General features: G+C 71.2%; 21 protein-coding genes and 6 pseudogenes. 15 read left to right on the forward strand and 12 right to left on the reverse strand.

Annotated elements, in window-relative coordinates:
• The first annotated feature begins 32 nt into the window (after positions 1-32).
• The 3 genes from ACIPEK_RS22930 to ACIPEK_RS22940 all read left to right on the forward strand — a co-directional run bounded on the left by ACIPEK_RS22930 (position 33) and on the right by ACIPEK_RS22940 (position 3,610).
• Positions 33-1,814, forward strand: coding sequence for a hypothetical protein (locus ACIPEK_RS22930; RefSeq protein ID WP_401998997.1), 1,782 nt, complete (start codon positions 33-35; stop codon positions 1,812-1,814).
• A 634-nt stretch (positions 1,815-2,448) separates the two neighbouring features.
• Complete coding sequence (locus tag ACIPEK_RS22935) at positions 2,449-3,213, forward strand: hypothetical protein (protein ID WP_401999000.1); 765 nt, start codon at positions 2,449-2,451, stop codon at positions 3,211-3,213.
• A gap of 112 nt (positions 3,214-3,325) precedes the next feature.
• On the forward strand, positions 3,326-3,610 hold the full coding sequence (locus ACIPEK_RS22940; RefSeq protein ID WP_401999003.1) for a helix-turn-helix domain-containing protein: 285 nt from the start codon (positions 3,326-3,328) through the stop codon (positions 3,608-3,610).
• 312 nt (positions 3,611-3,922) lie between these two features.
• Here ACIPEK_RS22940 and ACIPEK_RS22945 read toward each other — a convergent pair whose 3' ends face one another.
• Positions 3,923-4,774 carry an NmrA/HSCARG family protein gene (locus tag ACIPEK_RS22945; RefSeq protein ID WP_401999006.1) on the reverse strand — a complete coding sequence of 284 codons (852 nt, stop codon included), beginning with the start codon at positions 4,772-4,774 and terminating at the stop codon, positions 3,923-3,925.
• 205 nt (positions 4,775-4,979) lie between these two features.
• On the opposite strand from ACIPEK_RS22945, the pseudogene ACIPEK_RS22950 reads away from it, so the two are divergent.
• Positions 4,980-5,339, forward strand: a pseudogene (locus tag ACIPEK_RS22950) (LLM class flavin-dependent oxidoreductase); the annotation flags it as partial.
• Here ACIPEK_RS22950 and ACIPEK_RS22955 read toward each other — a convergent pair.
• Positions 5,333-5,512, reverse strand: coding sequence for a cytochrome ubiquinol oxidase subunit I (locus tag ACIPEK_RS22955; RefSeq protein ID WP_401999009.1), 180 nt, complete (start codon positions 5,510-5,512; stop codon positions 5,333-5,335). The pseudogene ACIPEK_RS22950 and the gene ACIPEK_RS22955 overlap by 7 nt on opposite strands.
• Positions 5,494-5,733, reverse strand: coding sequence for an SsgA family sporulation/cell division regulator (locus tag ACIPEK_RS22960; protein WP_401999012.1), 240 nt, complete (start codon positions 5,731-5,733; stop codon positions 5,494-5,496). The genes ACIPEK_RS22955 and ACIPEK_RS22960 overlap by 19 nt, the downstream gene beginning before the upstream one ends.
• Positions 5,734-5,939: 206 nt before the next feature.
• Here ACIPEK_RS22960 and ACIPEK_RS22965 point away from each other — a divergent pair, with 206 nt between their 5' ends.
• From ACIPEK_RS22965 to ACIPEK_RS22985, 5 genes and pseudogenes are all read left to right on the forward strand, one after another.
• Entirely contained in the window at positions 5,940-6,929 is a 990-nt protein-coding gene (locus ACIPEK_RS22965; protein ID WP_401999015.1) for a pirin family protein, read from the forward strand.
• Between the two features lie 20 nt (positions 6,930-6,949).
• Positions 6,950-7,287, forward strand: a pseudogene (locus ACIPEK_RS22970) (GNAT family N-acetyltransferase).
• 282 nt (positions 7,288-7,569) lie between these two features.
• The gene (locus tag ACIPEK_RS22975; RefSeq protein WP_401999018.1) at positions 7,570-9,747 is read left to right on the forward strand and encodes a xanthine dehydrogenase family protein molybdopterin-binding subunit; all 2,178 of its coding nucleotides are present in this window, start codon (positions 7,570-7,572) and stop codon (positions 9,745-9,747) included.
• Entirely contained in the window at positions 9,744-10,676 is a 933-nt protein-coding gene (locus ACIPEK_RS22980; protein WP_401999021.1) for an FAD binding domain-containing protein, read from the forward strand. The genes ACIPEK_RS22975 and ACIPEK_RS22980 overlap by 4 nt, the downstream gene beginning before the upstream one ends.
• Positions 10,673-11,161, forward strand: coding sequence for a (2Fe-2S)-binding protein (locus ACIPEK_RS22985; RefSeq protein WP_401999024.1), 489 nt, complete (start codon positions 10,673-10,675; stop codon positions 11,159-11,161). The genes ACIPEK_RS22980 and ACIPEK_RS22985 overlap by 4 nt, the downstream gene beginning before the upstream one ends.
• Here the strand turns inward: ACIPEK_RS22985 and ACIPEK_RS22990 are convergent.
• The 7 genes and pseudogenes from ACIPEK_RS22990 to ACIPEK_RS23020 all read right to left on the reverse strand — a co-directional run.
• Positions 11,115-11,969: an MFS transporter gene (locus ACIPEK_RS22990; protein ID WP_401999026.1), complete on the reverse strand. Its 855-nt coding sequence runs from the start codon at positions 11,967-11,969 to the stop codon at positions 11,115-11,117. The two genes, ACIPEK_RS22985 and ACIPEK_RS22990, sit on opposite strands and share 47 nt — an antisense overlap.
• Before the next feature lie 127 nt (positions 11,970-12,096).
• Positions 12,097-12,834, reverse strand: a complete 738-nt coding sequence (locus tag ACIPEK_RS22995; RefSeq protein ID WP_401999029.1) for a YoaK family protein — start codon at positions 12,832-12,834, stop codon at positions 12,097-12,099.
• Entirely contained in the window at positions 12,815-13,357 is a 543-nt protein-coding gene (locus tag ACIPEK_RS23000; RefSeq protein WP_401999032.1) for a DoxX family protein, read from the reverse strand. Before ACIPEK_RS23000 ends, ACIPEK_RS22995 begins: the two co-directional genes overlap by 20 nt.
• Before the next feature lie 55 nt (positions 13,358-13,412).
• Positions 13,413-14,075 carry a hydrolase gene (locus ACIPEK_RS23005; RefSeq protein ID WP_401999099.1) on the reverse strand — a complete coding sequence of 221 codons (663 nt, stop codon included), beginning with the start codon at positions 14,073-14,075 and terminating at the stop codon, positions 13,413-13,415.
• Positions 14,076-14,200: 125 nt separating this feature from the next.
• Positions 14,201-15,934, reverse strand: a complete 1,734-nt coding sequence (locus ACIPEK_RS23010) for an amidohydrolase (RefSeq protein WP_401999035.1) — start codon at positions 15,932-15,934, stop codon at positions 14,201-14,203.
• Between the two features lie 82 nt (positions 15,935-16,016).
• A pseudogene (locus tag ACIPEK_RS23015) lies at positions 16,017-16,262 on the reverse strand (transposase family protein); the annotation flags it as partial.
• A 410-nt stretch (positions 16,263-16,672) separates the two neighbouring features.
• Positions 16,673-16,954, reverse strand: a pseudogene (locus ACIPEK_RS23020) (reverse transcriptase N-terminal domain-containing protein); the annotation flags it as partial.
• Between the two features lie 299 nt (positions 16,955-17,253).
• Here ACIPEK_RS23020 and ACIPEK_RS23025 point away from each other — a divergent pair.
• On the forward strand, positions 17,254-18,228 hold the full coding sequence (locus ACIPEK_RS23025) for a LuxR C-terminal-related transcriptional regulator (RefSeq protein ID WP_401999038.1): 975 nt from the start codon (positions 17,254-17,256) through the stop codon (positions 18,226-18,228).
• 122 nt (positions 18,229-18,350) lie between these two features.
• Here the strand turns inward: ACIPEK_RS23025 and ACIPEK_RS23030 are convergent, their stop codons facing one another.
• Positions 18,351-19,571: a hypothetical protein gene (locus tag ACIPEK_RS23030; protein ID WP_401999041.1), complete on the reverse strand. Its 1,221-nt coding sequence runs from the start codon at positions 19,569-19,571 to the stop codon at positions 18,351-18,353.
• 221 nt (positions 19,572-19,792) lie between these two features.
• A pseudogene (locus ACIPEK_RS23035) lies at positions 19,793-19,918 on the reverse strand (IS982 family transposase); the annotation flags it as partial.
• Positions 19,919-20,209: 291 nt separating this feature from the next.
• Between ACIPEK_RS23035 and ACIPEK_RS23040 the strand changes: the two are divergent.
• From ACIPEK_RS23040 to ACIPEK_RS23060, 5 genes and pseudogenes are all read left to right on the forward strand, one after another.
• Positions 20,210-20,768 (forward strand): annotated as a pseudogene (locus ACIPEK_RS23040) (transposase).
• 374 nt (positions 20,769-21,142) lie between these two features.
• On the forward strand, positions 21,143-21,493 hold the full coding sequence (locus ACIPEK_RS23045; RefSeq protein WP_401999044.1) for a hypothetical protein: 351 nt from the start codon (positions 21,143-21,145) through the stop codon (positions 21,491-21,493).
• Positions 21,494-21,634: 141 nt separating this feature from the next.
• Positions 21,635-22,066 carry an SH3 domain-containing protein gene (locus ACIPEK_RS23050; protein ID WP_401999046.1) on the forward strand — a complete coding sequence of 144 codons (432 nt, stop codon included), beginning with the start codon at positions 21,635-21,637 and terminating at the stop codon, positions 22,064-22,066.
• Positions 22,067-22,145: 79 nt separating this feature from the next.
• Entirely contained in the window at positions 22,146-23,153 is a 1,008-nt protein-coding gene (locus ACIPEK_RS23055; protein ID WP_401999049.1) for a teichoic acid biosynthesis protein C, read from the forward strand.
• Between the two features lie 94 nt (positions 23,154-23,247).
• Positions 23,248-24,066 carry a DUF2690 domain-containing protein gene (locus ACIPEK_RS23060; protein WP_401999052.1) on the forward strand — a complete coding sequence of 273 codons (819 nt, stop codon included), beginning with the start codon at positions 23,248-23,250 and terminating at the stop codon, positions 24,064-24,066.
• Positions 24,067-24,645 lie beyond the last annotated feature (579 nt).

The following is a 24,645-nucleotide window of genomic DNA, read 5'->3' on the forward strand; positions in this document are numbered from 1 at the left end:
CCAGGAGCCGGGCCCGTTGGCGGTGCGGGTCGATGACCGCCTGGGACCAGGCGAGCGCGGCCGGATTGCCGGCGTCGTCGAGGAGGGCGCCGATCCGCCGCAGTTCGGGCCCGGTGGAACGGCGTCCCGGAGTTGTACACGGACGTCGCGGCGGTGCCCAGGGTCCCGAGCGCCAGGTCCGGGATCGAGGCGGCGGTGGCTTCGGCGCCGCCCAGCAGCAGCGCCAGCGCCTCCTCGTGGCGGAGCGTGACGCCCAGGGCCCGCCCGCCCAGGAGCGAGGCCTCGGCGCGCAGCCGCGCGTCCTCGGTCAGGTCGCCGACCCGGCCGCTGATCTCGCCGACCCACTGTGGATGGCCGGCGAACATGGCCGCCTGCGCGGCCATCAGCAGGCGCCGGGCGCGCAGGTGCGGCGCCGGGGTCAGATCGGCGGCGCGTTCCAGCGCCGCCGCGGCCGCCGCGTACCCGCCCCGGGCACGCGCCCGTTCGGCACTCTCCGCCAGGGCGTCGGCGTCGGCGACGTCTGCGTCCTGGCCCGTCGCGGCGGCGGCCAGGTGCCACGCCCGGCGGTCCGGTTCCTTGGCGAGAGCGGCGGCCAGCGCGAGATGGGCTTGCCGGCGCTCGGCGAAGGAAGCCGCCTGGTAGACGGCCGAACGCACCAGCGGATGGCGCAGCAGCACCTGGCCGTCCTCGATCCGCACCAGTCCGACGCGCTCCGCGGGGTCCAGTGGCTCGACGGCGTCCAACGACGGGGCGGCGCGCAGGAGATCGGCGAGTTGCCCGGTGCCGGCGGCCGCGACCAGGAGCAGCGCCTGACGCGTGGGCTCGGGCAGGCCGGGGAGGCCGGCGGCAAACAGGTTCTCCAGGCGTGCGGTGAGCGGCAGGGCGGCACCGCCGTCCTGGCCCGTGCCGGTCCGGCCCCGGGCGAGGGCCCGCGGCAGCTCGATCAGGGCCAGCGGGTTGCCGGCGGCCTGCTGGAGGATCTGGGTGCGGGCCCTGCCGCGGGGCGGGTTCGGCTGGGCGTCCAGCAGCAGACCCGCCGCCGCCCTGCTCAGCGGGCCCACAGTCACCTGGGGGAAGTACCGGTCGAAGCGGGCCGGCACGCCCTCCTCGCGGGCGGCGAGCAGCATCACCACCGGTTTGCCCTCCAGGCGCCGGGCGAGGAAGCCCAGCACGTCCACCGAGCCGAGGTCGAGCCACTGGACGTCGTCCACGAGCAGGAGCAGTGGTTGGTGCGTGGCGGCGTCGCCGATGAGGGCGAGCACGCCGACGCACAGCGACATCTGGTCGAGAGCCGCCTCGTGGTGAGCCGCCGTCATCCCGAAGGCGCGGTCGAGAGCCTCCCGCTGCTGGGCGGGCAGTGTGCCACCCGGAAGCAGCGGATGCAGGAGCTGGTGGACACCCTAGAGCCCCAGCCCGGCCTCGCCCTCGCTGCCGCGCACCCGCAGGGGCCGCAGACCCCGGGCCCGGCCCTGCTCGGCCGCCCAGTCGACGAGGGTGCTCTTGCCCGCCCCCGGCTCCCCGACCAGCGCCAGCACCTGCGGGCCGGTGCCGTCCACCGCCCCGAGCAGCACCTCGATGCGGGACAGCTCGGCGGTCCTGCCGAGGATGCCCGGATCGGCGGGGTAATCGGGACCAATGTGCACCACGGTCGTTCTCCTCCAGCCGGTGATCATGCCCCGGTCATCCTGCCAGCCGGGAACCTCCGGACGTGCGCGAGCCGCGGTACGGCCGACCGCCCGTGGCCCACCGTACGGCCGCCGCCCGCGGCCCCGGTGCCGGCCGGCACCGGAGGCGGCGGACGACTGGTCATATGACAGAAGCGCCGTGATCTCGTTCTCCCGACGATGGACTCGGCCAGGGAACAGGTCCACAGCCGTGGGCAGCCGAGCAGGTCCGGAGTACACGCATGAAGGTCCCTCCATCCCGGTCGGTGGTCGGCGACGAAGCCGCCCGTCGATCGTCCTGCGGCTCGGCGTCGTCGCGTCCACTGGGGCGGGGTGTGCGTCGACGACATTCACGCCTGTGACCGTGCCTTCCTCGACGCGCTCTGCGCGGGGATCCGGCTTCTGACCGGCCGCCCGCTCAGGGTTCTGCTCTCCGCGCGCGGTGAGGCGCCCCGCCCGGCCTGCCCCCCGTCATGGAGAGCCTGCATCTGGGCCCGCTGAGCGCCCCCTCGGCCGCGGCGCTGCTGGACCGCCAGCCGGCGGCGCCCACCGGCCGGCGCAGGCTGGAGATCCTGGAGGAAGCCGAAGGCAATCCCGCGGCCCTGGTGGAACTGAGCCGCCGGGTGCCCACGGCCTTCCGAGCCGGAGGCGTCGGCGGCGCACCGGCGGGGCGCCCGCTGACGGCACACGCCTTCGCGGCACGACTCGACGCGCTGCCCCCGCGACAGGACGGGCCCTGCTGTACGCCGCTGCCGCGCGACCGGGGGAGAGCGTCGCCACCCTCATGGCCGCTCTGGACACCGACGACCTCGCCGTGTGGGCCCCGGCGGAGGCGGCCGGTCTGGTCTCGCTGGTCGAGGACCGTCTCGTCTTCCGGCGTCCGCTGGCGCGGGCGGCCGCGTTCTCGCGGCATCCCGCGGGCGAGCGGCAGCAGCAGGTCCAGCAGGACCTCGCCGAGACCGTCGCGCGACCGGAGAGCAGGGCTCACCACCTGGCCACCGCCACCCTGCGGACTGACGAGTCCGTGGCCGCCCTGCTCGAGGACTCCGCGTGGCGGCACGGGGACGTCGTGGGCACCGCGCGCTCTGGAGCAGGCGGCCCGGCTCAGCCCGCAGCGGCGGGAGCGCTCACGCCGTCTGGCCGAGGCTCTGGTGGCAGCGCATGCGGTGGGAGATCCCGGCTGGAGGGCACCGCACTGCTGTTGCAGGACGGCCGCACCGCCGAACTCCGGCCCGGCAGCCTGGCGTTGCACGACGCGCGGTGCCCGTACCGGATCGTGCTGCCGAGGCGGCAGCGGGCCCGGATCCTCATGATGCCCCGGGCCCTGCTCCGGCTGGAGGAAGGGCAGCTGGCCGCCCTGACAGCCACCGCGGTGGACGACGCCGGGGAGGGCGCGGCGGCCCTGCTGCTGCCGCTGCTGTGCGGGCTCGTCGACGAGGCCGTCCGGGCCTGTGCGACCCGACGCGGCGAACTCGCCCGACTTGCCGCGGAGATCCTGGGCACGCTGGCCTTGGAACAGGCCGGCAGTCGGCCCGCGCCGGCGCTGTAGGAGCGGATCACGGCATCCGTCCAGGACCGGTTGCAGGAGCCCGGACTCACCCCCCCAGGACATCGCCGACCAGCACGGCATCTCCCTGCGCTATCTGCACCGGCTCTTCCAGATGCAGGGCACCACCGTCAACGCCTGGGTACGGACGCGCCGGTTGGAGGTGGTACGCGAGGAACTCGCCCAGGCCGGCGCGGCCCACCGGTCGATCGCGGCGGTGGCCGCACGCTGGGGTTTCACCAACCCCTCCCACTTCAGTCGGACGTTCCGCGACACCTCTGCTCAGCAGCTTCACCACCACGTAGTCGTCGTTGTCGCTCCCCGCGATGAGCCGCCGTGTGCGCAGGGCCCGCAGCGGGTCGCCGTCCACCATGACGACCTGCATCGGACCCAGCAGTGACGTACGGATCGGGCCGCGGCCGACTTCGTCGGGAACGCCCATGTCCACCGCGCCGAACGTCCGGGACAAGGCCTCGCGCCAGTACGACCGGCGTCGGTGGGCGGGCGCCGCGTCCGTGGTGTAGGGGGTGCCCGAGGGGTTCCGGCAGCGGTGAATCCGGCGACGTGATCTCCACCCTTGGGCCAGTGCGTTTTCCGGACACACCGTGCCGGTGGGGCGTTTTCGCCACATCGCGTGAATGCGTGAGATCCGGGGGCGGCGGGGCTCGCCGGGCGTGCTCGTGCGCGCGGCCCGGCGAGCCGGCCGGCCGGTTCAGCCCCCGGTGGCCCAGGTGCGGCGCGCCCAGTCGGCGAAGCCGGTCCAGTGGATCTCCGGGTGGGCGGCATGAAGGGCGGGGATGTCGACACGGTAGCCGGGTCCGTTCAGGAACGTCCACATCGCGTGCATGTCCGGATTGCCGATGGCCGTCAGCGGGACGTACTCGTGGCGGACCTCCCGTCCCAGCGCCGTGCCGAGCGCGGCCGCCATCTGTGTGGGAGTGGGTGCGTCGCCGGCCAGTTCGATGCGCTGCCCGACGTACCGAGCGGGGTCGAGCAGCACGTCCGCGGCAAACGCGCCGAGGTCGGGCCGGGCGAGTTGCTGCAACGGCCGATCGGGCGGCAGCGGCAGATCGAGCACGCCGTCGAGGATGCGCCGCGCTCCGCCGAGCGCGTTGTCGAAGAAGTACGTCGGCCCCAGGATCGTGTACGGCACATCGCCCGCGGCCAGTTCCGCCTCGATGCGCGCCTTGCTCTCGAAATGCGGTACCCCGCTGTCCTGGTCGGCCCCGGCGACCGAGCTGAACACGAGATGTGGAACGCGCTCCTGCGCCGCTGCGGCGAGAATCGCCCGCCCCTGGTCCACCTCCGCCTCGACACCGGCCTCGAAGGGGGTGGTGAACGCGAAGACACCGGCCACCCCCTTCATGGCCGCGGCGAGCGACCCGGGATCGCTCAGGGAACCCGCAACCACCTCGACACCCCGGTCGGCCAGTTGCCGCGCGGCACTCCGGCCGGGGTCGCGGACCAGCGCCCTGATCCGGGCCCCGCGGACGAGCAGCGCGTCGGTCACGGCACCGCCCTGCCCGCCCGTCGCGGCAAGCACCAGGATCTGCTCATGCACCATGGATGAACTCCCTTTTCTGCAACGGGGCATCGGATCCGAAGCCGGCCCCGACGGTAACCATCCGTCACGCACGGCAGCGCATGACGCAGACTCGCCCGAGACGGGCGCTGGAGGACTCGACCCCGTGCGCGCACAGTCATGACGCTCGTGCGGCCGACGCCTGGCGTTCTCCTCCTCACACGATTGCCGGAAGGAAGAGAGACCCATGCAGTTCGGCATCTTCACGGTCGGGGACGTGACGCCCGATCCGACCCCAGGCCGCACGCAGTCGGAGCACGAGCGCATCAAGGCGATGGTCGCCATCGCGCTCAAGGCGGAGGAGGTGGGCCTGGACGTCTTCGCGACCGGCGAGCACAACAACCCGCCGTTCGTACCGTCGTCCCCGACCACGACGCTCGGCTGTGTCGCCGCCCGCACCGAGAAGCTGATCCTGTCCATCGCCACGACACTGATCACCACCGACGACCCCGTGTGGATCGCCGAGGACTTCGCGATGCTCCAGCACCTCGCGGACGGCCGGGTGGACCTGATGCCGGGGCGCGGGAACACCGGACCCGTCTACCCCGCCGTGCCGTCCCCGACGTACAGCTGCACCGGCATCAGAACACCGAGGACGCCGAGTGCGATGGAAAGGCAGCGGCGAGCCATGGGCTGGGCGGAGACCTGGTTCCTGACCAGGTACCAGGCGGAGACGCCGCCGACGAACCAGGCGGCACTGATCAGCACGGCCGGCAGCATGGCCGGCGCAGCCCCCGGGCGGGGAGCGATCGGGCGAAGACCCAGACGACGGACGGTGCGGAGGGGGCGCCCAGGGACAGGCGCACGGCGTAGGGGTCCGTCGCGGTGTAGCTGAGTTCGGCAGCCAGTGGTACCGGCGGATCGCCGGCCACGGTGACAAGGATTGTCGTCGTGCATACGATCGGGCCTTCGTCCGCGACACCGGCGTGAAGCTGTGTCATGCCGCCCCCCTGTCTGCGACTGTTCCGTTCCGATCGTCCGCCGAGTTCCGGCGGTCCACGGTGCTGGTGACCGTACGGTGGGTCCGCCGGGGAGGGTTGCCGGCGAGTGCACGGGGTGTTGCCGGTCGAAGAACCGTGCTCGCTGGTTCGAGCGCACACATAATGGTTGAATGTGAAACAAGTACTCGGCTGAGAGGCGGCCCACCATGAGCAATGTCGAAACGAAGTCCGTCGAGGTGCGGTGCGGCGCGGCGGTGGACGGCGAGCGGCCGGACGGGGTGCCCCGGGTCGACGTACTGACCCCGCGCGACGTGCCCCTCGGCGGCCCCCGGGCCATGACCGTGCGGCGCACGCTGCCTCAGCGTGCCCGGACCCTGATCGGGGCCTGGTGCTTCGCGGACCACTACGGCCCCGACGACGTCTCCGAGACCGACGGCATGGATGTCGCCCCGCACCCGCACACCGGACTCCAGACGGTGAGCTGGCTCTTCACCGGGGAGATCGAGCACCGGGACAGCCTGGGCAGCCACGCCTTCGTACGGCCCGGCGAACTGAACCTCATGACCGGCGGGCACGGCATCGCCCACTCCGAGGTCTCCACTCCGCGGACCACCGTCCTGCACGGCGTCCAGCTGTGGGTGGCATTGCCCGAGGAGCACCGGCACACCGCACGCGACTTCCACCATCACGTCCCCGAGCCCGTACGGGTCGACGGGGCCGAGATCAGGGTGTTCCTGGGCTCGCTCGCCGGCGTCACCTCACCGGTGCCGGCCTTCACGCCCCTGCTCGGCGCCGAGATCGCGCTCCAGCCCCACGCGACCGTCACGCTCGCCGTGGACCGCGGCTTCGAGCACGGTCTCCTGGTCGATCGGGGCGACGTCCGCCTCGCCGACGTCCTGCTGCGCCCGGCCGAACTGGGCTACGTCCCCCCGGGCCCCGGCACACTGACGCTGACGAACGACTCGGACGGCCCCGCACGGACGCTCCTGCTCGGTGGGACGCCGTTCGGAGAGGAGATCGTGATGTGGTGGAATTTCATCGGCCGCAACCACGAGGACATTGTCAAAGCCCGCGAGGAATGGCAAGAATCCTCCGATCGTTTCGGCGCCGTCGAAGGATATCCCGGAGACCGTCTTCCCGCGCCTGCGCTGCCCCGTGCGAGCATCAAGCCGCGCAGGAATCCGCCGGTTCACTGACCCCGATCGAAAGGCACCCCATGAGCCGGCCTTCCACCGATCCGGTCGTCGAGCGCGCAGACGCCAGGAACCGCTACGAAATTTTGGTGGACGGCGAGCGTGCCGGACTGACCGCCTACCGCGACCGTGGGGAACAGCGCGTCTTCCATCACACCGAGATCGACGACGCTTTCGCGGCCAGGGTCTTGCCTCCCAACTGGTCCGGGAGGCGCTCACCGACGTGCGGAACTCCGGGAAGCGGATCGTGCCCGTCTGCCCGTACGTGGCCAAGTTCCTCAAACGGCACGACGAGTTCGCCGACATCACCGACCCGGTGACGTCCGACGTCCTGCGCCGGCTGGACACCGAACTGGGCTGACCGTTCCCCTCCGGCCGGCTGTGCGGGCAGCGCACTGCTTTTGACCCCCACAGCGCACAGGGCCCGCCTGTCGCTCGCCCCGCCGCTTCTGTCGCGGTTAGAGTCCAAGCAGCTGAATTCCGTCGGCGTGGCATTCCGGCGGAATGACGTCAATTCCCGCAAAGACACGAACGGAGTGTTGTTGTGGAGCAATGGACGAGGCGTGAGGACGAGCGGCTGCTTTCCGGGAAAGGCCGGTACGTTGCCGATATCCGCGTTCCAGGATGTCTGGACGCCGCATTCGTGAGAAGCGAAGTGCCCCACGGCGTACTGCGCGCGGTGGACTGTACGGCGGCCCGCGTCGTGCCCGGGGTCGTGGGAGCCTGGTCGGCTGCGGATCTGCCGGAGCTTCCTCCGGTGCCGTACACGTTGCTGGCCGGGCTCTCCACGGAGGACGCCGTCGCGGGCCGGGAGTGGCCGGCCCTGGTGAAGGACCGGGTGCGGTATCCGGGCGAGGCGCTGGCGGTCGTTCTGGGAACGGACCGGTACCGGGCCGAGGACGGGGCCGCCGAGGTCACCGCCACCATCGACTCCCTGCCCGCCGTGGTGACACCCGCCGCGGCGCTGGACGACTCCGTCCGCCTGTTCGACGGACTGAGCAACATCGCCCTGCGCGGCGAGGCGGGCGAGCCTGTCGCCCCGTCCGTCTGGCAGGAGGCGGCCGCCGTGGTCGAGGCCACCTACCGCCAGCAACTGCTGATGCCCAGCCCCATGGAGTGCCGCACCATCCTCGCCGTACCCGAGGGAGACCGGCTGACCGTGTGGTCGGGGCACCAGATGCCGCACCGGCTGCGGCGTGAACTGGCAGCATTGCTCGGCTGGTCCACCGACCGGATCCGGGTGGTCGTCCCCGAGACGGGGGGTGCCTTCGGGTCCAAGAGCGCCGCCTTCCCCGAGTTCGTGGTCGTCGCATGCCTGGCCGTCAAGCTCGGGCGGCCCGTGCGCTGGATCGAGGACCGCATGGAGTCGATGCTCGTCGCCACCCGGGGCAGGGGACAGGACCAGACCGTCCGCCTCGCCGCCGACGCCGAAGGACGTCTCCTCGCCTACGCGTTGACGATCGACGCCGACATCGGCGCCTATCCCCACCTCGGCGCCGGACTGCCGATGCAGACGGCGTGGATGGCGACCGGCGCGTACACCACCCCACGTGTCCACGCGACATTGCGCTCGGTGCTCACCAACACCATGGTGACGTACCCGTACCGGGGCGCCGGACGTCCCGAGGCGGCGATCGCCATCGAGCGGACGATGGACCTGCTCGCCCGCCGCCTGGACATCGACCCGATCGAGCTGCGGCGGCGCAATTTCATCCCGCCGCAGGCCTTTCCGTACGAGACACCGACCGGACGCCGCTACGACAGCGGGAACTACGCGGCGGCCCTGGACCTGGCCCTGGAGACGCTCGGCCACGAGGAATGGCGCGCGGAGCAGGCCCGCCGCCGCGCGGACCCGGACGCGCTGCCGCTGGGCATCGGAGTCTCCTGCTATGTGGAGCGCTCTGGCGGTGAAACCGGTGGCCTGCACGAGTTCGGCAGTCTGGAAGTCCACGAGGACGGCACCGTCACCGCCCGCTGCGGTGCGGCCCCCAGCGGCCAGGGGCACGAGACGGTCTTCCCCGCGATGGTCGCCAAGGTCCTCGGCATCCCGGAGGAGCGGGTCCGCCTGATCGAGGGCGACACCGACGAACAGCCCGAGGGTCTGGGCTCCTTCGCCAGCCGGTCGGCCCAGGTCGTCGGCGCCATGTTCCAGCATGCCGCGGGCCTCCTGATCGAGGAGGCCCGCGCCCGGGCGGCGCAGCTGTGGGGCCTGCCGGCCGACGAGGTCGAGTGGGCGGACGGGACCGTGCACGCCGCCCACGACGGTTCGGCCGTCGCCGACCTCGGCGAACTGGTGCAGTCCACCGGCCCGTTGCGAGTCGAGGACCGGTACGAGGCCGGCATGGCGTTCCCCTTCGGCGCCCACGCGGCGGTGACCGAGGTGGATCCCGAGTTGGGTACCGTGAAGGTCCTGCGGCTCGTGGCCGTCGACGACTGCGGAGTGGTCCTCAACCCCACCGTGGTGCACGGGCAGGCGTTCGGATCGGCCGTGCAGGGCATCGGCCAGGCCCTCTACGAAGGCATGACGTTCGACGACGCGGGAGTGCCGCGGCTGGCGAACGGCTTCCTGGACTACCTGCTCCCGACGTCCACGGAGATCCCGCCCATCGACATCAAGGACACCCGCACACCCAGCCCCGCCACACCGCTGGGCGCCAAGGGAGCGGGGGAGTCCGGCTGCATCGGCACCCCGGCGGCCATCGTCAATGCCGTGGCCGACGCCCTGCGGAACGCCGATCCCGGCCTGCTGCAGATGCCGCTCACCCCGGACACCGTCTGGCGGGCGGCACACACCCCGCGACACGAGGAAGGTGACCGGTGAAACCCGCATCCTTCGACTATGTGGTCCCCCGCACGGTCGCCGAGGCCGTCGAGGCACTCGGCGACACCGGGCGCAAGGCCCAGGTGCTAGCGGGAGGGCAGAGCCTGATCCTGGAGATGCACCTGCACCGCATCCGCCCCGAACGCGTCGTCGACATCAACCGCATCCCGGAGCTCGACCGCATGTGCGTCGAGGGCGGCGAGCTGCGCGTCGGCGCCCTGGTCCGCCACGCGGCCTTCGAAGCGGCCGACGCGGTACCGGGCCCGCTCGGCGCCCTGCTGTCCCGGGCCGTGGTCAACATCGCCCACCCGCCCATCCGTTCGCGCGGGACCATGGCCGGCAGCTTCGCCTATGCCCATCCCGCCTCGGAATGGTGCGCCATCGGCGTCGCCCTGGACGCCACCGTGGAGGTGACCGGGCCGGCCGGCGCCCGAGAGATCGCGGCCGACGGCTACTTCCTCGGCCCGAACCGCACCGCGCGCAGGCCCGAGGAGCTCATCACCGCCGTGCGCCTCCCGCTGCTCGGCGAGCGCACCGGAGTCGGCTTCATCGAGCACCGCCGCACCCACTTCTGCTTCGCCCAGGTCGCCGTCGCGGCGGTGCTCACGGTGCACGACGGCGTGGTCGGCGACGCACGGATCGGGTTGGTCAACTCCGCCGACCACCCGGTACGGGCCCGTGCCGCCGAACGGACGCTGATCGGTGCCGAGTTCGGCCCACCGCCCACGCGACGCCGGCTGCCCGACGACCATCCGTTCGCCCGCGCCGGCCGGGTCGCCGCCCAGGAGGACGCCGCGCCGGTCGCCGAACCGTACGCCGACGCCGCGTACAAGCGGCAGGCCGTCGCCGTCCTGGTCGGCAGAACCCTGCGCGAGGCGGCGGCGGACCTGCGCGCGCGTCTCGCCGCACGCGAGGGAGACCACCGATGAAGGTCACGCTCAACGTGAACGGCACCGGCCACCTCCTCGACGTGGAGCCCCGGCGCCTGCTCGCCGACGTCCTCCGCGACGACCTGGGCCTCACCGGTACGCACCTCGGCTGCGAGCACGGCATCTGCGGGGCCTGCACCGTCCTCATGGACGGCGCGCCGGTCCGCTCGTGCCTGGTGCTGGCCGTGCAGTGCGACGGCAGCTCCGTCCGTACGGTCGAGGGCCTCACGGGACCCGACGGCGAACCCCACCCGCTGCAAAGGGCGTTCTCGGCCGAACACGCCCTCCAGTGCGGCTTCTGCACACCGGGCTTCCTCATGGTGGCCGCGGGAGCGCTCGAAACCGACCCTGACCTCGCGGAGAAGCCCGACGCCGTCGCAGGCGTGGTCGGCTCCAACATCTGCCGGTGCACCGGCTACGAACCCATCCGGCGCGCCATCACGCGCGCCGCCCGGGAGCAGCGGGGAGGACACCATGAACGGTGACATCCGGGCCGGAGTCATCGATGTCCACGCCCACTGGCTGCCGCGCGACCTGCTCGCCCTCCCACCGGGGAGTCCGCTCGGGGGCATGCACGACCGCGACGGCGAACTCTTCCTCGGGTAAGTCCCGTTGTCGCCCCCGACGGCGGCGATGACCGACATCGACACCGTCGTCGCCGACACGCTCAAGGCCGGACTCGGCGCGCGCGTCATCTCCGCACCGCCCTTCGCCTTCCCCGTCCACGCCCCCGCCGAGGCGCCAGTCGGCCACCGCACCCCACAGGGGCGCAGCCACCACCTGGCCGCCCTGGAAGACCAGGAGGCAGACGGCGAGTCCCCGCGCCCTGACCCAGCCCGGCAGTCGTGCCTGCACAGCCGCGTTGAGCGTGGACAGCACAGCGATCCAGGCGGGACCCGCCGGAAGCAGTGCGACCGCGACCGGCCACGGGGCGCGGACCGTCGCCAGGACCGCGAGCACCCCGGCGAACACCACAGCTCCGGCCGCGAGCGTGCCGTTGGCACCCAGCACGCGACGCAGCCGGGGCAGCGCGAAGGCTCCCACCACCGCCCCCACGCCCACCGACCCCAGCAGCAGCCCGTATGCACCCGAGCCGAGGCCGAGGGAGCGGCTCGCAGTCCAGGGCAGCAGCGCCCACAAGGCGGCGCCGCCGCGAATGAACAGCAGCGTACGCAGGAGGACTCGGCGCACGCCGGGCACGTTCCAGACGTAGCGGCGGCCGACGTGGTGAGCGCATGGGATGTGGCCCGGCGGCGCACTGCCCCCGGACGGCATTCCGCTGCTGCGTCTCATCCGCCCGGCAACGGTGGGACACGCCCGGCCGGGGCGGCCGAAAGCTCCAGGGTTGAACAGGACAGGCCGAGGCGTTCCCGGGAGCAGGGAGGCCTCGGCCTGTCCGACACGCACGCGCGCTCCTTCCTCAGGACGGCGGCCGGATCCAGACGGCCTCGGTGGCGGACAGCCGGTGTGTCACCACGGAGACGAGCGCCAGGAGCAGCAGCACAAGGCCCAGTGTGAGCACGAGACGGCCGTGCAGGACGAGTTCGGCTCCGACGAGAGCGCCGAGCAGCATGGCCAGCACGGACAGCATCCGGCGGCCGGGCCTCGGCGCCGCGCCGCCCGCGGGGGTGGAGTCCGCGGCCAGCCCCGTGAGGGTCAGGGTCAGAACGGTCGTGGTGAGGTCGGGGACCCCGAGACGCCGGGCGACCGCGTTCTGCAGACCCAGGCCGAGCCCGAGGCACACGATCAGCGTGTACTGGACGCCCGTGGTGACCCGGCCACCGGCGACCGCCGTGACGACGACCGTGACGGCCACCAGAACCGTCTGCGCGGCGGTGGCCATCCGCAAGAGGTGCCCGCGGTGCGTGGCGAACCGAGTGCCCAGTCTGCCGCCGGCCAGCGCGCCGAGGAGGAACACCGCCAGCGCGACGACGGAGGCGAGCGCGGACAGGTTCGGGGCTCCCGCCAGCGCGAAACCGAGGAACACCACGTTGCCGGTCATGTTGGCGACGAAGACGTGCCCGAGGGCCAGGTAGCTCACCGCGTCGACGAGACCGGTGACCACGGTCAGCGCCAGCATCAGCGGAGGCAACGGGCCATGGCGGTCCTCTCTGGGCGGCGCCAGCGTATGGACCGCGTCAGTCAGCAGCCTGCGCATGGGGCTTCCTTTCCTGGGCCGTGGGCCGGCGGTGCAGCACCAGGCGGGTCAGCAGCCCGCTGACGGGCCCGATTACGATCGCGACGAGGACGATCCACAGCGGCCACGGGCTGATGCCCAGCGCGTCGTCGAGGGACCACCGGCCGGGTCCGGTGAGGGCGAGCGCCACGGAGACGACGACGAGGACCATCGGGTACTCGTAGCCGTCGTTCTGCACCCACAGGCCCTTGGCCCACTTGACGGTGCCGGCGACCGTCATCACGCCCATCACGCCCATCACGCCCATGGCGGCCATGGCCGCCATGGGCGTGATCAGTCCGGCGGTCAGGAACAGGCCGGCGCCGATCTGACTGGTCCCCGCGACGACCGCCGTCAGCCGGCCGCCGCGGAACCCGTCGTGCCGGAACTCCTCGGTTCCGCCTGCCAAGCCGTGGCCCCCGAGCCGGGAGCTCACCTTCTGCACTCCGTGGCCGGCGATGAGGAGTCCCGCCACCAGCCGGAGGACCAACAGTCCCGCGTCCATCTCTTTCCTGCCTGTTCCTGAGGTCCGTCCTTGACCCTGTTCGATCGGCGCGGGGTCAGCCCGCCGCGTGCGCGCCGATGACGGCCTGCGCGTAGACGATGCCGAGACCGTAGGCGCCGCCGTGCTCCTTCACCACGTCCGTCACGGCCGCGTACGTCTCCGTGCGGGCCCAGTCGCGCTGGAGCTCCAGGAGCACCTGCACCCAGGTGACCGGGACCGCGCCGGCCTGGATCACTCGCTGCACGGCGTGTTCGTGGGCCTGCGGGCTGACGCCGCCGGAAGCATCGGTGACCACGTAGACCTCATAACCCTGGGCGAGGGCGGAGAGCGTGGGCAGCACGACGCAGACCTCCGTCCAGAGACCGGCTATGACGAGCTTCTTGCGCCCCGTCGCCTTGACGGCCTCGACGAACGCGGGGTCCTCCCAGGCATTCATCGAGGTGCGGTCGATGATCTCGTGGTCGGGGAAGACGGCCGGCAACTGCGGCATGATCGGGTCGGAGAAGGACTCGGCGGCCACGGCGCTCAGGACGACCGGGACGTCGAACACCTTGGCGGCCTTGGCCAGTCCCACCGTGGCGTTGATGATCGCGGTGCGGTCGCCGCTGCCGGTGCCGAAGAACATCTGCGGCTGGTGGTCCACGAACAGCATGGTGCAGTTGTCGGGGGTGAGCAGGCCGGGGCTGGGAGCTGCGGTGACCTCGGTGATGTCGACCACGAGGGTGCCTTTCGACGGGGAGCGGCGCGGACGGGCGTCCGCGTCGGGCAAGAACCGTCGGGTGGACGGGTCTTGTGGGGTGGTGTCCCGAGAGGGGCGGCTCGTGACCTGGCCTCCCGGGAGCGCTAGAGGGAGAAGCGTGGATCGAAGGGCGTGTAGGCGGTGTCCGGGATCAGACCGCGTTGTACGCGCCACGCGCGGTGTTGCTCCGACTCGGCGACGGCCGCGCCGAGCGACTCCGCCTGGCGGACCCCCGAAACGCCCTGCAGGGAAGCCTGGTAGCCGCCGAAGTGCGCCACCGGGCTCCAGGCGGGGCTGATGGGCGGCAGTTCCTCGTCGAGTCCCTCGTACTCGGCGGCGGCGTAGACGATTCGTCCGCCGGTGACGGTGAGCAGCGACTCGATGTGCGCGATCTCCGGCTCGGGCACGGTGAAGTAGTCATCGGACAGGACCGCGAGGTCCGCGTAGCATTCCGGGCGCAGGACGCCCTTGACCTTTTCCTCGCCGGTCAGTTCGGCGCCGGCGCGGGTGAACATCGTCAGCGCGGTCTGCCGGTCGACACGGTTGGTCCGCGGGCGGAGCACCACGTCGCCGACGTTGCGGCCGCTGACCAGCCAGTGCAGGGCCACCCAGGGGTTGTACGTGGAGACCCGGGTGGCGTCGGTGCCGGCGGCCACCGTCAGCCCGCGGTCCAGCATGGCCCGGATCGGCGGGGCGTCCGCGGCAGCGCCGGGGCCGTAGCGGCGCAGGAACGCCTCACCCTGGAAGGACAAGCGATTCTGCACGGACATGGCACCGCCGAGCACGGCGACGCGGTCGAGGCTGTCCGCGGAGACGGTCTCCGCGTGGTCGAACAGCCACCGGTTCCCGACCGGGAAGAGTCCTTCCGCGGCCAGCCTTTCGAAGACTGCGAGGTCTCGGCGGATGGTCTCGTCGTATGTGGCGTGCAGCCGGAAGCCCCAACCGTTCTCCGTGAGAAGACGTACCGCCTTCTCGAATTCCTTCTCGTATTCGGTAAGTTCGGGACAAGGCTGGTTGAAGTTCTCGAAGTCCGCTGCCGCCCAGGTGAGGTTCTCTCCCGCACCGTTGAGGCGCAGCCATTCGTCCCCGTCTTCGGGGTCGGCCATTTCGATCCATCGGGTCAGGTCGGCTATCTCCTGGCCGGCTGTCTGCGGAAAGAGGTGATGGGCGACGCGAAGCGACAACTGACCCGCCTTTGCCAGTTCGATGACGGTGCTGTAGTTGTCGGGGAAGTTCTGGAATCCGCCCGCGGCGTCGATGGCCGAGGTCAGTGCGAACCTGTTCAGTTCGCGCAGGAAATGACGGGTCGAGGTCTTCTGGTCGTCGCTCTGGAGCACCGGCGCCTTGGCCAGGGTCGAGTAGAGGATGAAGGCGCTGGGCGCGGCCAGCAGCATGCCCGTCGGCTCACCATCCCGGCCGCGTACGATCTGACCGCCTCTTGGGTCCGGGGTGTTCCTGTCGAATCCGGCGGCCTTGAGCGCTGCCCGGTTGAGCACGGCCGACTGGTACAGGTGCAGGACAAACACAGGGGTGTCCGGGGCCGCGGCGTTCAGCTCCGCCGCGGTCGGCAGCCGCCGCTCGGCGAACTGCTCGGCCGACCAGCCGCCCACCACCCGTATCCACTGATCCTTCGGGGTACGAGCGGCCTGCTCCCGCAGCATCGCCAGACCCTGACGCAGCGTGGGAACGCCGTCCCAGCGCAGTTCCAGTACGTAGTTGAGCCCGCCGCGAATGACGTGCAGATGGGCGTTGTTGAGGCCCGGGATCACCCGCCGGCCCAGTGCGTCCACCACCGTGGTCTTGCCGATGTGCGGTGCCACGTCTTTGTCGTCGCCCACGACCGTGGGCGCCTCCAGGGCAGCGGCTCGGGAGGGGCTCTTCGCGTCCGTCTCTTCTTCGTGACTCCGCTACCGCCGCTCACTCGCAGATCACGAAGGCCGGCCGGCTTGCGGTCTGCATCGCCTCTGCCGAGCTCGGCGCGAGCGCGGCCAGGACCTCTGCCGCCTCGCGCACGTAGCGGTGGACCGTCGCGATCCCGACGCCGAACCCGGCGGCGAGCTGAGCGTAGGTGTCCCCGCAGCGCAGGTGGGCCAGGACCAGCAGGGCCTGCCGGCCCGGCCTGAGCCGCCGCCGACGCGTGCCGATCCCGTGCCGGTGTGCGGACAGCTCGCGCGACGACCGGGCCGAACACCTCGCCCTGGACCCGCAACACGGCCAGATCCGTGGCGGCCTCGCCGCCGTCGGCGAGCGTCACCGTGCGGCCGGTGGCGATCCGTCCCGGGTCGTGGCCAGTGCCGCGTGGCCGAAGTGGTCAAAGTACGCACTGGCCAGTCCGGTGGCAGCGGCAAGATCAGGCAACAGCCGTGCCCCGGCGCGACCCACCAGCCCCACGCCGTCAGCGGAGACATGGCGGTTGGGACGCGAACCGATACCGATGCCGTCGGGCAGCGGGGACGCATTGCTGCGTCCCCGCCCCCTCGGAACCGTACGTGCACGACATCCGCGCATACGGCTCGAGCAAGCCCTGAAGGCTCTTGGGATCGCAGAGTCATCTCGTTGCCCGACGCTCGTCCGGCGTCGACCTCCGTCACCCGGCCAACGCTGACCAGCGTGTTGCTCAGGCTCCGGAGCATCAGTTTCTGCAGATTCCTGACTTTCGCCAGGTCACCGTCCCTCGATGGCGTGAAGATGCGCCGGCGCAGCCGGCGTACGTTCTCCTCCACCTGGTCCCGGCCGATACTGTCCCAGTCCGCGAAGAAGACGTCCTCCGGTCCGTTCACCCCGGCCGCAGCCGGGGCGTCCAAGTCGTCGGCAACGATGCTCTTAATCTGCACCGCCGCAGCCTCTCCGTTGCGCATTCCGCATCCGCGGTGGTGCCGGCGGTGTCGAGGGCGGTGAAGTGTGCGGCTGAGGGTGAGCGGTGCCGGGTGGGTCGGCGGGGTGGTCGGGCGCCCCCGATAGCGGCGGGCGCGGACCGGCTGTCGATGCTTCCGCCAGCGCCTCCGCCGGCGGTTTCATCAGCGCCGCTCATCACGCCGTCCGCTCCCGGTCCGCGTGATCACGCCGGTGCTAGGCTGACGATCTTTGGCGGAATGACAGCCACCGTAGAAATGGGGTCGGTGGGTGGTGCCGTGCGGCGCCGCAGGGTTGGGGGGACATGCGCACACTGCGCCCGTTGCAGGCTCTCGGTCTCTCCGCGACAGCGGAGGCCGCCTACCTCGCGCTCGTGGAACGGGGTCCGCAGACCCTGACCGAGCTCACCGGCCGGCCGGCGCTGGTCGGGTCGCCGCTCGACGGCCTCAAGGACGCCGTCGCCGAACTCAGCGACATCGGCCTGGTGTCCCGTACGGACGGCAGGCTGACCGCCCAGCCGCCCCGCGCGGTGCTGGAGGCGGTCGCCGAGCGGCGCGCGCGCCAGGCCAGGATCGCTTACGAGAGCGCCACGGCCCTGTCGCAGTACTGGCTCGACCACACCGCCGGAGCGAGCTACGTCGAGGTCGTCGATACCTCCGAGCGGCGCGAGGAGATCCAGTCACGGGTGCACAACGGGGCGGTGTCCCGGGTGCGCGCGCTGTCGATAGGGCCGGTGGGCGGGAGAGACCGGGTGCCGGAGGTAGGCCCTGGCACGCTGGACGCGCTGGACCGCGGGATCGACTACCGGGTGGTGTACAGCGCCAACATCCTGCAGGACCCCAAGGCGCTGGAAGTGGCGCACGAGTGCGTCGCCCGGGGAGAACAGGCCCGGGTCTTCCCCGATGTCGCGCTGAACGTGCTTGTCTGCGACGACCGTTTCGCCGTGGTGTCCGTCGCCGCCCCGAACCGTACGGGACATCACAGTGTCGTCGTGCAACCGTCGGGGCTCCTGGAAGGGCTGGTCGGCGTCTTCGAGTCGTACTGGCGAATCGCCGTTCCGCTCCCGCCGGCCGGTGAGGCCGTCAAGAGCGAGGCGACCCCTGAGGGGCGGCAGCTCCTGAGCTACCTCAGCGCCGGGCTGACCGACGAGTCGATCGCCCGTGAGTTCGGGGTGAGCGAGCGCACCGTCGCCCGGCGCATCGCCCGACTTCAGGAGAGGCTCGGCGCCAAGACCCGGTTCCAGCTCGGTGTCCAGGCGAGCCGTCGCGGCTGGCTGTGACGCGGTCGGGCTCGTGGCATGGACGCGTGGGCGCGCGGGACGGGCCGGTGCGTGATCCGGCCCGCCCCGCGCGGGTCCTCAGCCGCTCAGGTGTTCATCGCCCCGCGGCGTGGTGGTGACCGTTACTTGCTGTCCGGCTTGACCAGGTCGGGCAGCTTGGCCTCAAAGAGCTTGTCGAACGCGAGCGCGGGCAGGATGTGACCCTGGTTCGGCGCGTCGTTGGCCACGCCCGCCCCCCAGGTCGCCGAGTTGAGCCGCTGGTTGGGCGTGCCGTGGTGGCCGGAGCTGGTGAAGCTGCAGTCGCCGACCTGGTAGAACGACTTCTCGGACTTGAGGACGCGGGCGGCGTTCAGCGACTCGCCGCGGGAGTGGGTCAGGTAGTACGTGCCGAACGCGTCCGCCATGAGCTCGGTGCGCCGGGTGGCCTCCGGGCCGGTCAGGTCGCTCTCGAAGAGGTTCTTCTGGTACTGAACGTGGTGACCGAACTCGTGGCCCAGGATGCCGCGCGGCGCGACGTCGCCCAGGTTCGCCGCGTTCATGCCCTGCAGGATGCCGTCACCCATGATGATGCGGTCCGTGACGCCGAGCGGCTCCGGGTCGTCCTTCTCGCTGTAGGCGAAGGCGTTGAAGGTGAAGATCGGGTTGGCGCCGCCCTGGAGGACCGGCTCCGAGCCGACCAGCTCGATGAACATGTCGGCCAGGTCGAGGTTCTCCTCGGGCGTGCCGCCGTACAGCACGGAGAGCGTGCGGGCGAGCCGGTCCGGGCTGGTGAAGACGTCCGCGCCGTGCATGGGGATCAGCTCGATGCGCGCCGAGTCGATATCCCAGAACCGCTTGAGGTTCTTCATCTCGGAGTTGAGCTGCTGGGTGTACTCACCCTTGACGCCGAACGTGTTCGACGACGACTCCTTGCCGTAGATCAGCGCGTCGTAGGTGGGCATGTCGAAGCCACCGAAGAGCGAAAGGATGAAGATGGTCCACGGGTCCTGGGCGCCATCGAGGAGGGAGTTGGCGTACTTCGACAGGTCGGTCGTCTGGCACTGGTAGTCGCCGGGGTTGATCGCGCTGTCGCGGATCTGCTGCCACTCCTCGCCCTTCAGACCGTACTTGGCCTTGGCTGCGTCGAGGCGGGCCTCCCAGTCGGCGGGCAGCTTGGCCAGGATCCGGTCGACGATGGCCTGGTGCTGCGGGTCCATGGAGGAGGTGTCGATGGAGGACTGCAGCGACCGGCTCGCCGCAGTCGTGACGCCGGTCGCGTCAGCGGCGTGCGCGGGAAGCGCCATGCCAAGGCCACAGGTCGCGGCGATCGCCAGGCTCGCTGCCACAGACAGGATCTTCTTCACGAGGTCTCCTTTCGAGGGTGCCCGGTAGGGCATCCAAGGCGATGCCCAGTCTGTAAGCCCAACTCCAGGATCAAGAACGGTCGTTCACTGTCTGAAACCGGCATGTCTGGAACCTGACAGCCTCATGGATCCCGTCACGCGTCCGCTGCCGGCGGCCGGTCTCCGTGTTTCCAACCGGTTCGACCGCCCCTGCCCCTCGTATGCGAGGGGCAGGGGCGGCGGGCAAACCGCAGCCAGCGGGCTTCGGAGACGAAGCCCAGGACTGCCTGCATCACCGCGGGCGTCAACAGCTCGGCATCCGTCAGCCGCGGAGGACGGCCCATTCGCCGCGTTAAGTAGATCCACATACTCACGCCCGGCGAACTACCTGGCGCCACTGGCGCCAACACCGTGGCGACAGCCCACCGCAGGCACGAGCGGCACAGCGAGGAAATACTCAAACCGCCATCAACGACCAGGTCTGCCGGTTCTGCCTGGCCAACGCGCAACTGGCCAACCAGGGTGTGCAGTCACAGGGGGATGGCTGAGATATGGGTGCGGTTACCGTTGATCACCGGCGTGTGAAGACGAACGATCACGCGATGTCCGCGGGGCGCAGCGTAGACCCTGCCCGCTGGCAGGAGGCGTTCGAGGTCCTGATGGCCCGGATCGCCGACCGGTTCGCGCGAGTGGAGCATGGCGCCGGGTGAGGGACTTGGTGCTGGGGCTGCTGTCGGACCTGCCGCGCAAGAACTGCTGGTCGTTCGCCGAGTGGGTCGGGGAGGCCATTCCGGGCGGCATGCAGCACCTGCTCGGCCGGGCCCGATGGGATGCCGACCGCGTGCGCGACGACGTGCGTGAGTACGTCCTGGAACATCTGCACGACGAGGATGCGGTGCTGGTGGTCGACGAGACGGGGGACGTGAAGAAGGGTACGCACACCGTCGGTGTGCCAGAGCCAGTACACCGGCACCGCCGGGAGGATCGAGAACGCCCCCCTTCCTCGCCGTCGTCCGCGCCGACGAACACGCCCGCCATCCCGTGCCGGACGCGCTGATCCCGCTCACCTGCAACGAGATCCAGCGTCTGTTTACAACTCTTGTCGTCCGGCCCGTGCACGATGCGGCCCACCGGCTCCGCTGGTCCGTCTGGCGGCGCCGCCACCAGGCCCGAGCCCAGGTCAGCCATTACCGCCAACAAGCCGTGAATCAGAAGTGAAGATCACGATCTACGGCTGGAGTACTGACCGGAGGTGGATGACCTCGGCCGGCCTCATGACCACGTAGTACATGCGGCCGAAGAATGCCTCCAAGTAGGGCCCCGCCCGCGCTGCTGCGCCACGCGGCCTCTCTCAGGCCAGGATCAAGTGAGCCGCAGACAGACTGCCGGCATTCTTCTGAAACTCCGGCCGCCTCCGGGTGCCACCGGAGACCGGAAGGCTCAGCCCGCGACGGAACAGCAGGCAGCAGTAGCTCCGTTACCTCCTTACGAATCCCAAGCGGCACTGTCCACCGCGTCCGCAGAGGGCCACAGCTCGGACCTCGCGTCTGCGGGATCTACTCACGGGCATCCACCCCGGCCTGGAACGCGCCGTGGACCCCACGACGAAGTCCGGACTCATCCTGCCGGGCCGCTGCGTCACCGCGAGCGAGATCCGGCGCGCCGGGACCACCCGCATCGCCGGCTACCTGGACAGGCACGGCGTCAGCAAGCAGGCCCTGGCGGACGCTCCCGTGAACTCTGCACAGGCCCACCGCGTCGCGCCTCCCGGCCAACGGCGCACCGCCGAACTCATCCGCGAACTCGCCGACGAGCTGGCGGCTGACAAGGCCCGCCTCAAGGCACTGGAAGACGAGACCGAACAGCTGGACACCGCCCACCCTGTCGGGCCCTCATCCGCAGCCTGGCGGGAAGTGGGGGCTGGTCTCCCGGACGGCGGCTGAGACTCAACCGTCCCCTCGGGTGGGACGTCCCACTTTCTCCCGGAAACGCGTGGGACGGAATCTTTGTCCGACGGCTGGGAAACGCTGAGCGACACAGGGTCTCGCTCAGCCGATCCTGAAGACACCCTCATAGGAGAGTCCATGAATCGCACGATCCAGCGCAGCCTCGTGGCCGCGATTGCGGCGATCGCGGTGTTGCCCGCTGCAGTCGTTTCCGCCGACACCGCCGCCGCGCAGCAGCGGCACACGGCGCCTCACCAGCAGATGCCTCACCGACGCACGGCCCCGCCCCAGCTGTGGGCGCCCAGCCACTCCGCGACCCGGCCCGTTACCGGCACCGGCTACGTCCAGGGCCGTGTGGTAACCCGCCACATGCCGCTCAGGGTCCGCTCCGGCCCGGGCACGGGCTACCGGGTCATCGGCTCACTGCGTCCCGCCAGCACGGTCCACATCTCCTGCAAGAAGTACGGGCGCAACGTCCACGGCAACCACCGCTGGTACAAGCTCTCCCACAGCAAGGGCTACGTCTCCGCCCGCTACGTCCGCAACGTGAGCGCCATCCCCTGGTGCTGAGCCGCTGTGCCCGCCCGTTCCCGCTCACGGGGCGGGCGGGCCCGTTCCACGAAGCTCACGAGCAAGCGAGGAGACTCCCATGTCCCTTTCCCTTCCATCCAGTCCGGGCCGCAGAGCCGTCCTCGGCTTTGGAGCTGCGGTCGCACTGGCCGCCACATTCCCCGCCGGCAGGGCAGAAGCCCGGCCGAAGGCTCAGCCGGCCAGCCTGGCGCCGGCGGGCAAGCCGTGGATCCAGGGTGTACGGCTGCACCACTCCACGGTGCTGCAGTCCTTCGCCTTCGATGAGCGGCACGGCCACATGTACGCGCTCCAGGTCATGGAGGGCGGCGTCCGACTGCCGGGCGAGCCGCGCGCGTACACCCATGCCGAGCGCGCGGCCCGCGGCGACATGTGCCTGAACCGGCTCACCATGGGCGGCGCGCTCACCGGCGATATGTACCTGCTGGGCTTCGGCCACGGCAGCGCCCTCGGCGTGGAGGACACGGCCCGCCGCGCCGGCGCTCTGTGGACGGAGTGGGACGCACAGCCGACCTCCGGCTACGGCCGCGGCATCTGCCGTTTCACCTTCACCGCGGGCCGGGTGCTGACCCGCGCCAGCCGCAGGATTGCCACGCATCGCCCGCTCCCCGGCTCCACGAGCAACCAGGTGGCCCTCGACCCGGCGCACAACCGGCTGCTGCTGCGGTACAAGGTGGGCGGCATACCGCGCTACGGGGTGTACGGGCTCGAACAGTTCGCGGCCGGGGACTTCCGGCCGGTCACCGGCTTCGCTCAGCCCGGTGCCGAACTGGGGCTTCCCTTCCAGGGCATGGCGCTGTACGGCCCGTACGCCTACCAGCTGCTCGGCCACGGATACGGCGCTGACAACCCCGCCGGCTCGGCCGGCGACGTCCGTCTGTTCCGTATCGACGTGCGTACCGGCCGCGTGGTGCAGCAGGTGCTGGACCACACTGCGAGGGGGCTCTACCCTCGCGAGCCGGAGGGCCTGGCTGTGCTGCGCCGGGGCGGGCCCTGGCTGTGCCTTGGCTTCACCCAGGGCCCGCCCTCGGACCGCACCTTCTCTCTGTATTACAAGCCGATCGCCTGATGACTCCGGCCGTGCGTGTGGCCGCCCTGACCCCAGGGCACACATCACGCGATCCGGAATGAACCGGATGCCGGACGGAAGGATTGGGAACGGCATGAAGGAGCAAGCGACGGCTCGCTGGCAGCAACTGCCCGACTCGCTCGGCCCCGACGGGCTGCTGCTGGTGGAGCGGCTGCGCGACCTGAAACAGCAGACCGGGCTGAGCCTGGCCGCGCTGGCCGCACGCACCGCCCACAGCAAGTCCTCGTGGCACCGATATCTCAATGGCGTCAAGCTCCCGCCGCGTACCGCTGTCGAGGCACTGGGGCGACTCGGGGGCACGGAGATGGCGCCGCTGGTCGCCCTGTGGGAGAACGCCTGCCGGGCCGAGACCAGACCGCTGAGCGCGGCGCCCCAGCCCCCTGCGCCGCGGCTGCCGCTCGCGGCGGCTGCCCGGGTGCGACGGCTGCGGACGGCCGTCGTGCTGGCTGTCTCCGCCACGCTGGGCGCCGTGGCCTGCGCCGTGGGTGCCCCGGCCCTGTCGGGCGGCAGCCCGGAGCGGCAAGCGGCGTCCTGCCGCAAGGAAAGCTGCCGGGGGCAGTATCCCGGCTCCTCCCGCTGCAACCGGGATGCCCGCACTGAGAGCACTGTCACTGAGGATGCCTACGCCGTACGGCTCCGGTTCAGCCCGTCCTGCGGCACCGTCTGGTCCGAGGTGGAGGCGGACGCGCGCGGTGGCGCCCTGGAGGTCTCGATCCGATCCGGAGCGGACGAGCTGCTCGCCTCGCACCGGGACAGGGTGACGCACGGCAAAAGCAGCCCGATGCTGCCCGCGACCAGCCCGAAGGGGGCCGAGGCGTGCGTCGAGATGGCGGACCGACTGGCCTGCACCGGGGCCGTACACCTCTCCGCGGATCTGCCGGAGGGCCGCTGACGCTTTCCTCCACCCATGTGCCGTGTGCGGGCAGGGCCGTGAAGCTTTCATGAAGCCCTACGGCGGAGGATGCGGCGGGCAGATCCGGGTGCCGACGTCCCCTACAGGCTGCTCTCCGCCGCCCGGCCCGTGCGTCAGCGGGATCACGATCGCCTGCCACGACCGACCGGCCATGACGAGGCCCCGGCAACCCACCGGGGAGCCCGCCGACCACGTCGCTGGTGTTCTGGCGCAGCGTCTGCTCCTGCTTGGTCCGGCACCGCGGCCCTGGTCTCCCACGTGTCGCCTCCAGCGGGTATCTGGCCGCCAGCAGGGAGCGGCAAACCGGGCCACCCTTGCGGCAGGCCCGGCGCAACTCGAAGATGATCGGCAGGACGGAGAGGGCGACGAACTGACCTGGCCATTTGCCTGTCAGGCACCTTTCACCAGTCCCACTCAGAGCAGGGCCCGGTTCACGTGGTAACTCCGAGCTCCTCCCACCGCTGTCCCTGCCCTTGCCGAATCCCTCATCTGTGCAGGTGGGAGTACGCCTCCCAGGGTGACAGAAAGGATCGCTCAAGTCGCTGCTCTCACGGGGCT

The organism is Streptomyces sp. NPDC088246, assembly GCF_044741025.1.
Lineage (GTDB): Bacteria > Actinomycetota > Actinomycetes > Streptomycetales > Streptomycetaceae > Streptomyces.

Bases quoted from the DNA above. Each gene is read 5' to 3' on its own strand.
- ACIPEK_RS22935 (WP_401999000.1), top strand. From the start codon at position 2,449: ATGGCCGCTCTGGACACCGACGACCTCGCCGTGTGGGCCCCGGCGGAG.
- ACIPEK_RS23055 (WP_401999049.1), top strand. From the start codon at position 22,146: ATGTCCCTTTCCCTTCCATCCAGTCCGGGCCGCAGAGCCGTCCTCGGC.
- ACIPEK_RS22960 (WP_401999012.1), bottom strand. From the start codon at position 5,733: ATGACACAGCTTCACGCCGGTGTCGCGGACGAAGGCCCGATCGTATGC.
- ACIPEK_RS22940 (WP_401999003.1), top strand. From the start codon at position 3,326: ATGCAGGGCACCACCGTCAACGCCTGGGTACGGACGCGCCGGTTGGAG.
- ACIPEK_RS23060 (WP_401999052.1), top strand. From the start codon at position 23,248: ATGAAGGAGCAAGCGACGGCTCGCTGGCAGCAACTGCCCGACTCGCTC.
- ACIPEK_RS22945 (WP_401999006.1), bottom strand. From the start codon at position 4,774: ATGGTGCATGAGCAGATCCTGGTGCTTGCCGCGACGGGCGGGCAGGGC.
- ACIPEK_RS23025 (WP_401999038.1), top strand. From the start codon at position 17,254: ATGCGCACACTGCGCCCGTTGCAGGCTCTCGGTCTCTCCGCGACAGCG.
- ACIPEK_RS22995 (WP_401999029.1), bottom strand. From the start codon at position 12,834: ATGCGCAGGCTGCTGACTGACGCGGTCCATACGCTGGCGCCGCCCAGA.
- ACIPEK_RS22985 (WP_401999024.1), top strand. From the start codon at position 10,673: ATGAAGGTCACGCTCAACGTGAACGGCACCGGCCACCTCCTCGACGTG.
- ACIPEK_RS22990 (WP_401999026.1), bottom strand. From the start codon at position 11,969: ATGAGACGCAGCAGCGGAATGCCGTCCGGGGGCAGTGCGCCGCCGGGC.
- ACIPEK_RS22930 (WP_401998997.1), top strand. From the start codon at position 33: ATGACCGCCTGGGACCAGGCGAGCGCGGCCGGATTGCCGGCGTCGTCG.
- ACIPEK_RS23050 (WP_401999046.1), top strand. From the start codon at position 21,635: ATGAATCGCACGATCCAGCGCAGCCTCGTGGCCGCGATTGCGGCGATC.
- ACIPEK_RS22955 (WP_401999009.1), bottom strand. From the start codon at position 5,512: ATGCTGCCGGCCGTGCTGATCAGTGCCGCCTGGTTCGTCGGCGGCGTC.
- ACIPEK_RS23000 (WP_401999032.1), bottom strand. From the start codon at position 13,357: ATGGACGCGGGACTGTTGGTCCTCCGGCTGGTGGCGGGACTCCTCATC.
- ACIPEK_RS22965 (WP_401999015.1), top strand. From the start codon at position 5,940: ATGAGCAATGTCGAAACGAAGTCCGTCGAGGTGCGGTGCGGCGCGGCG.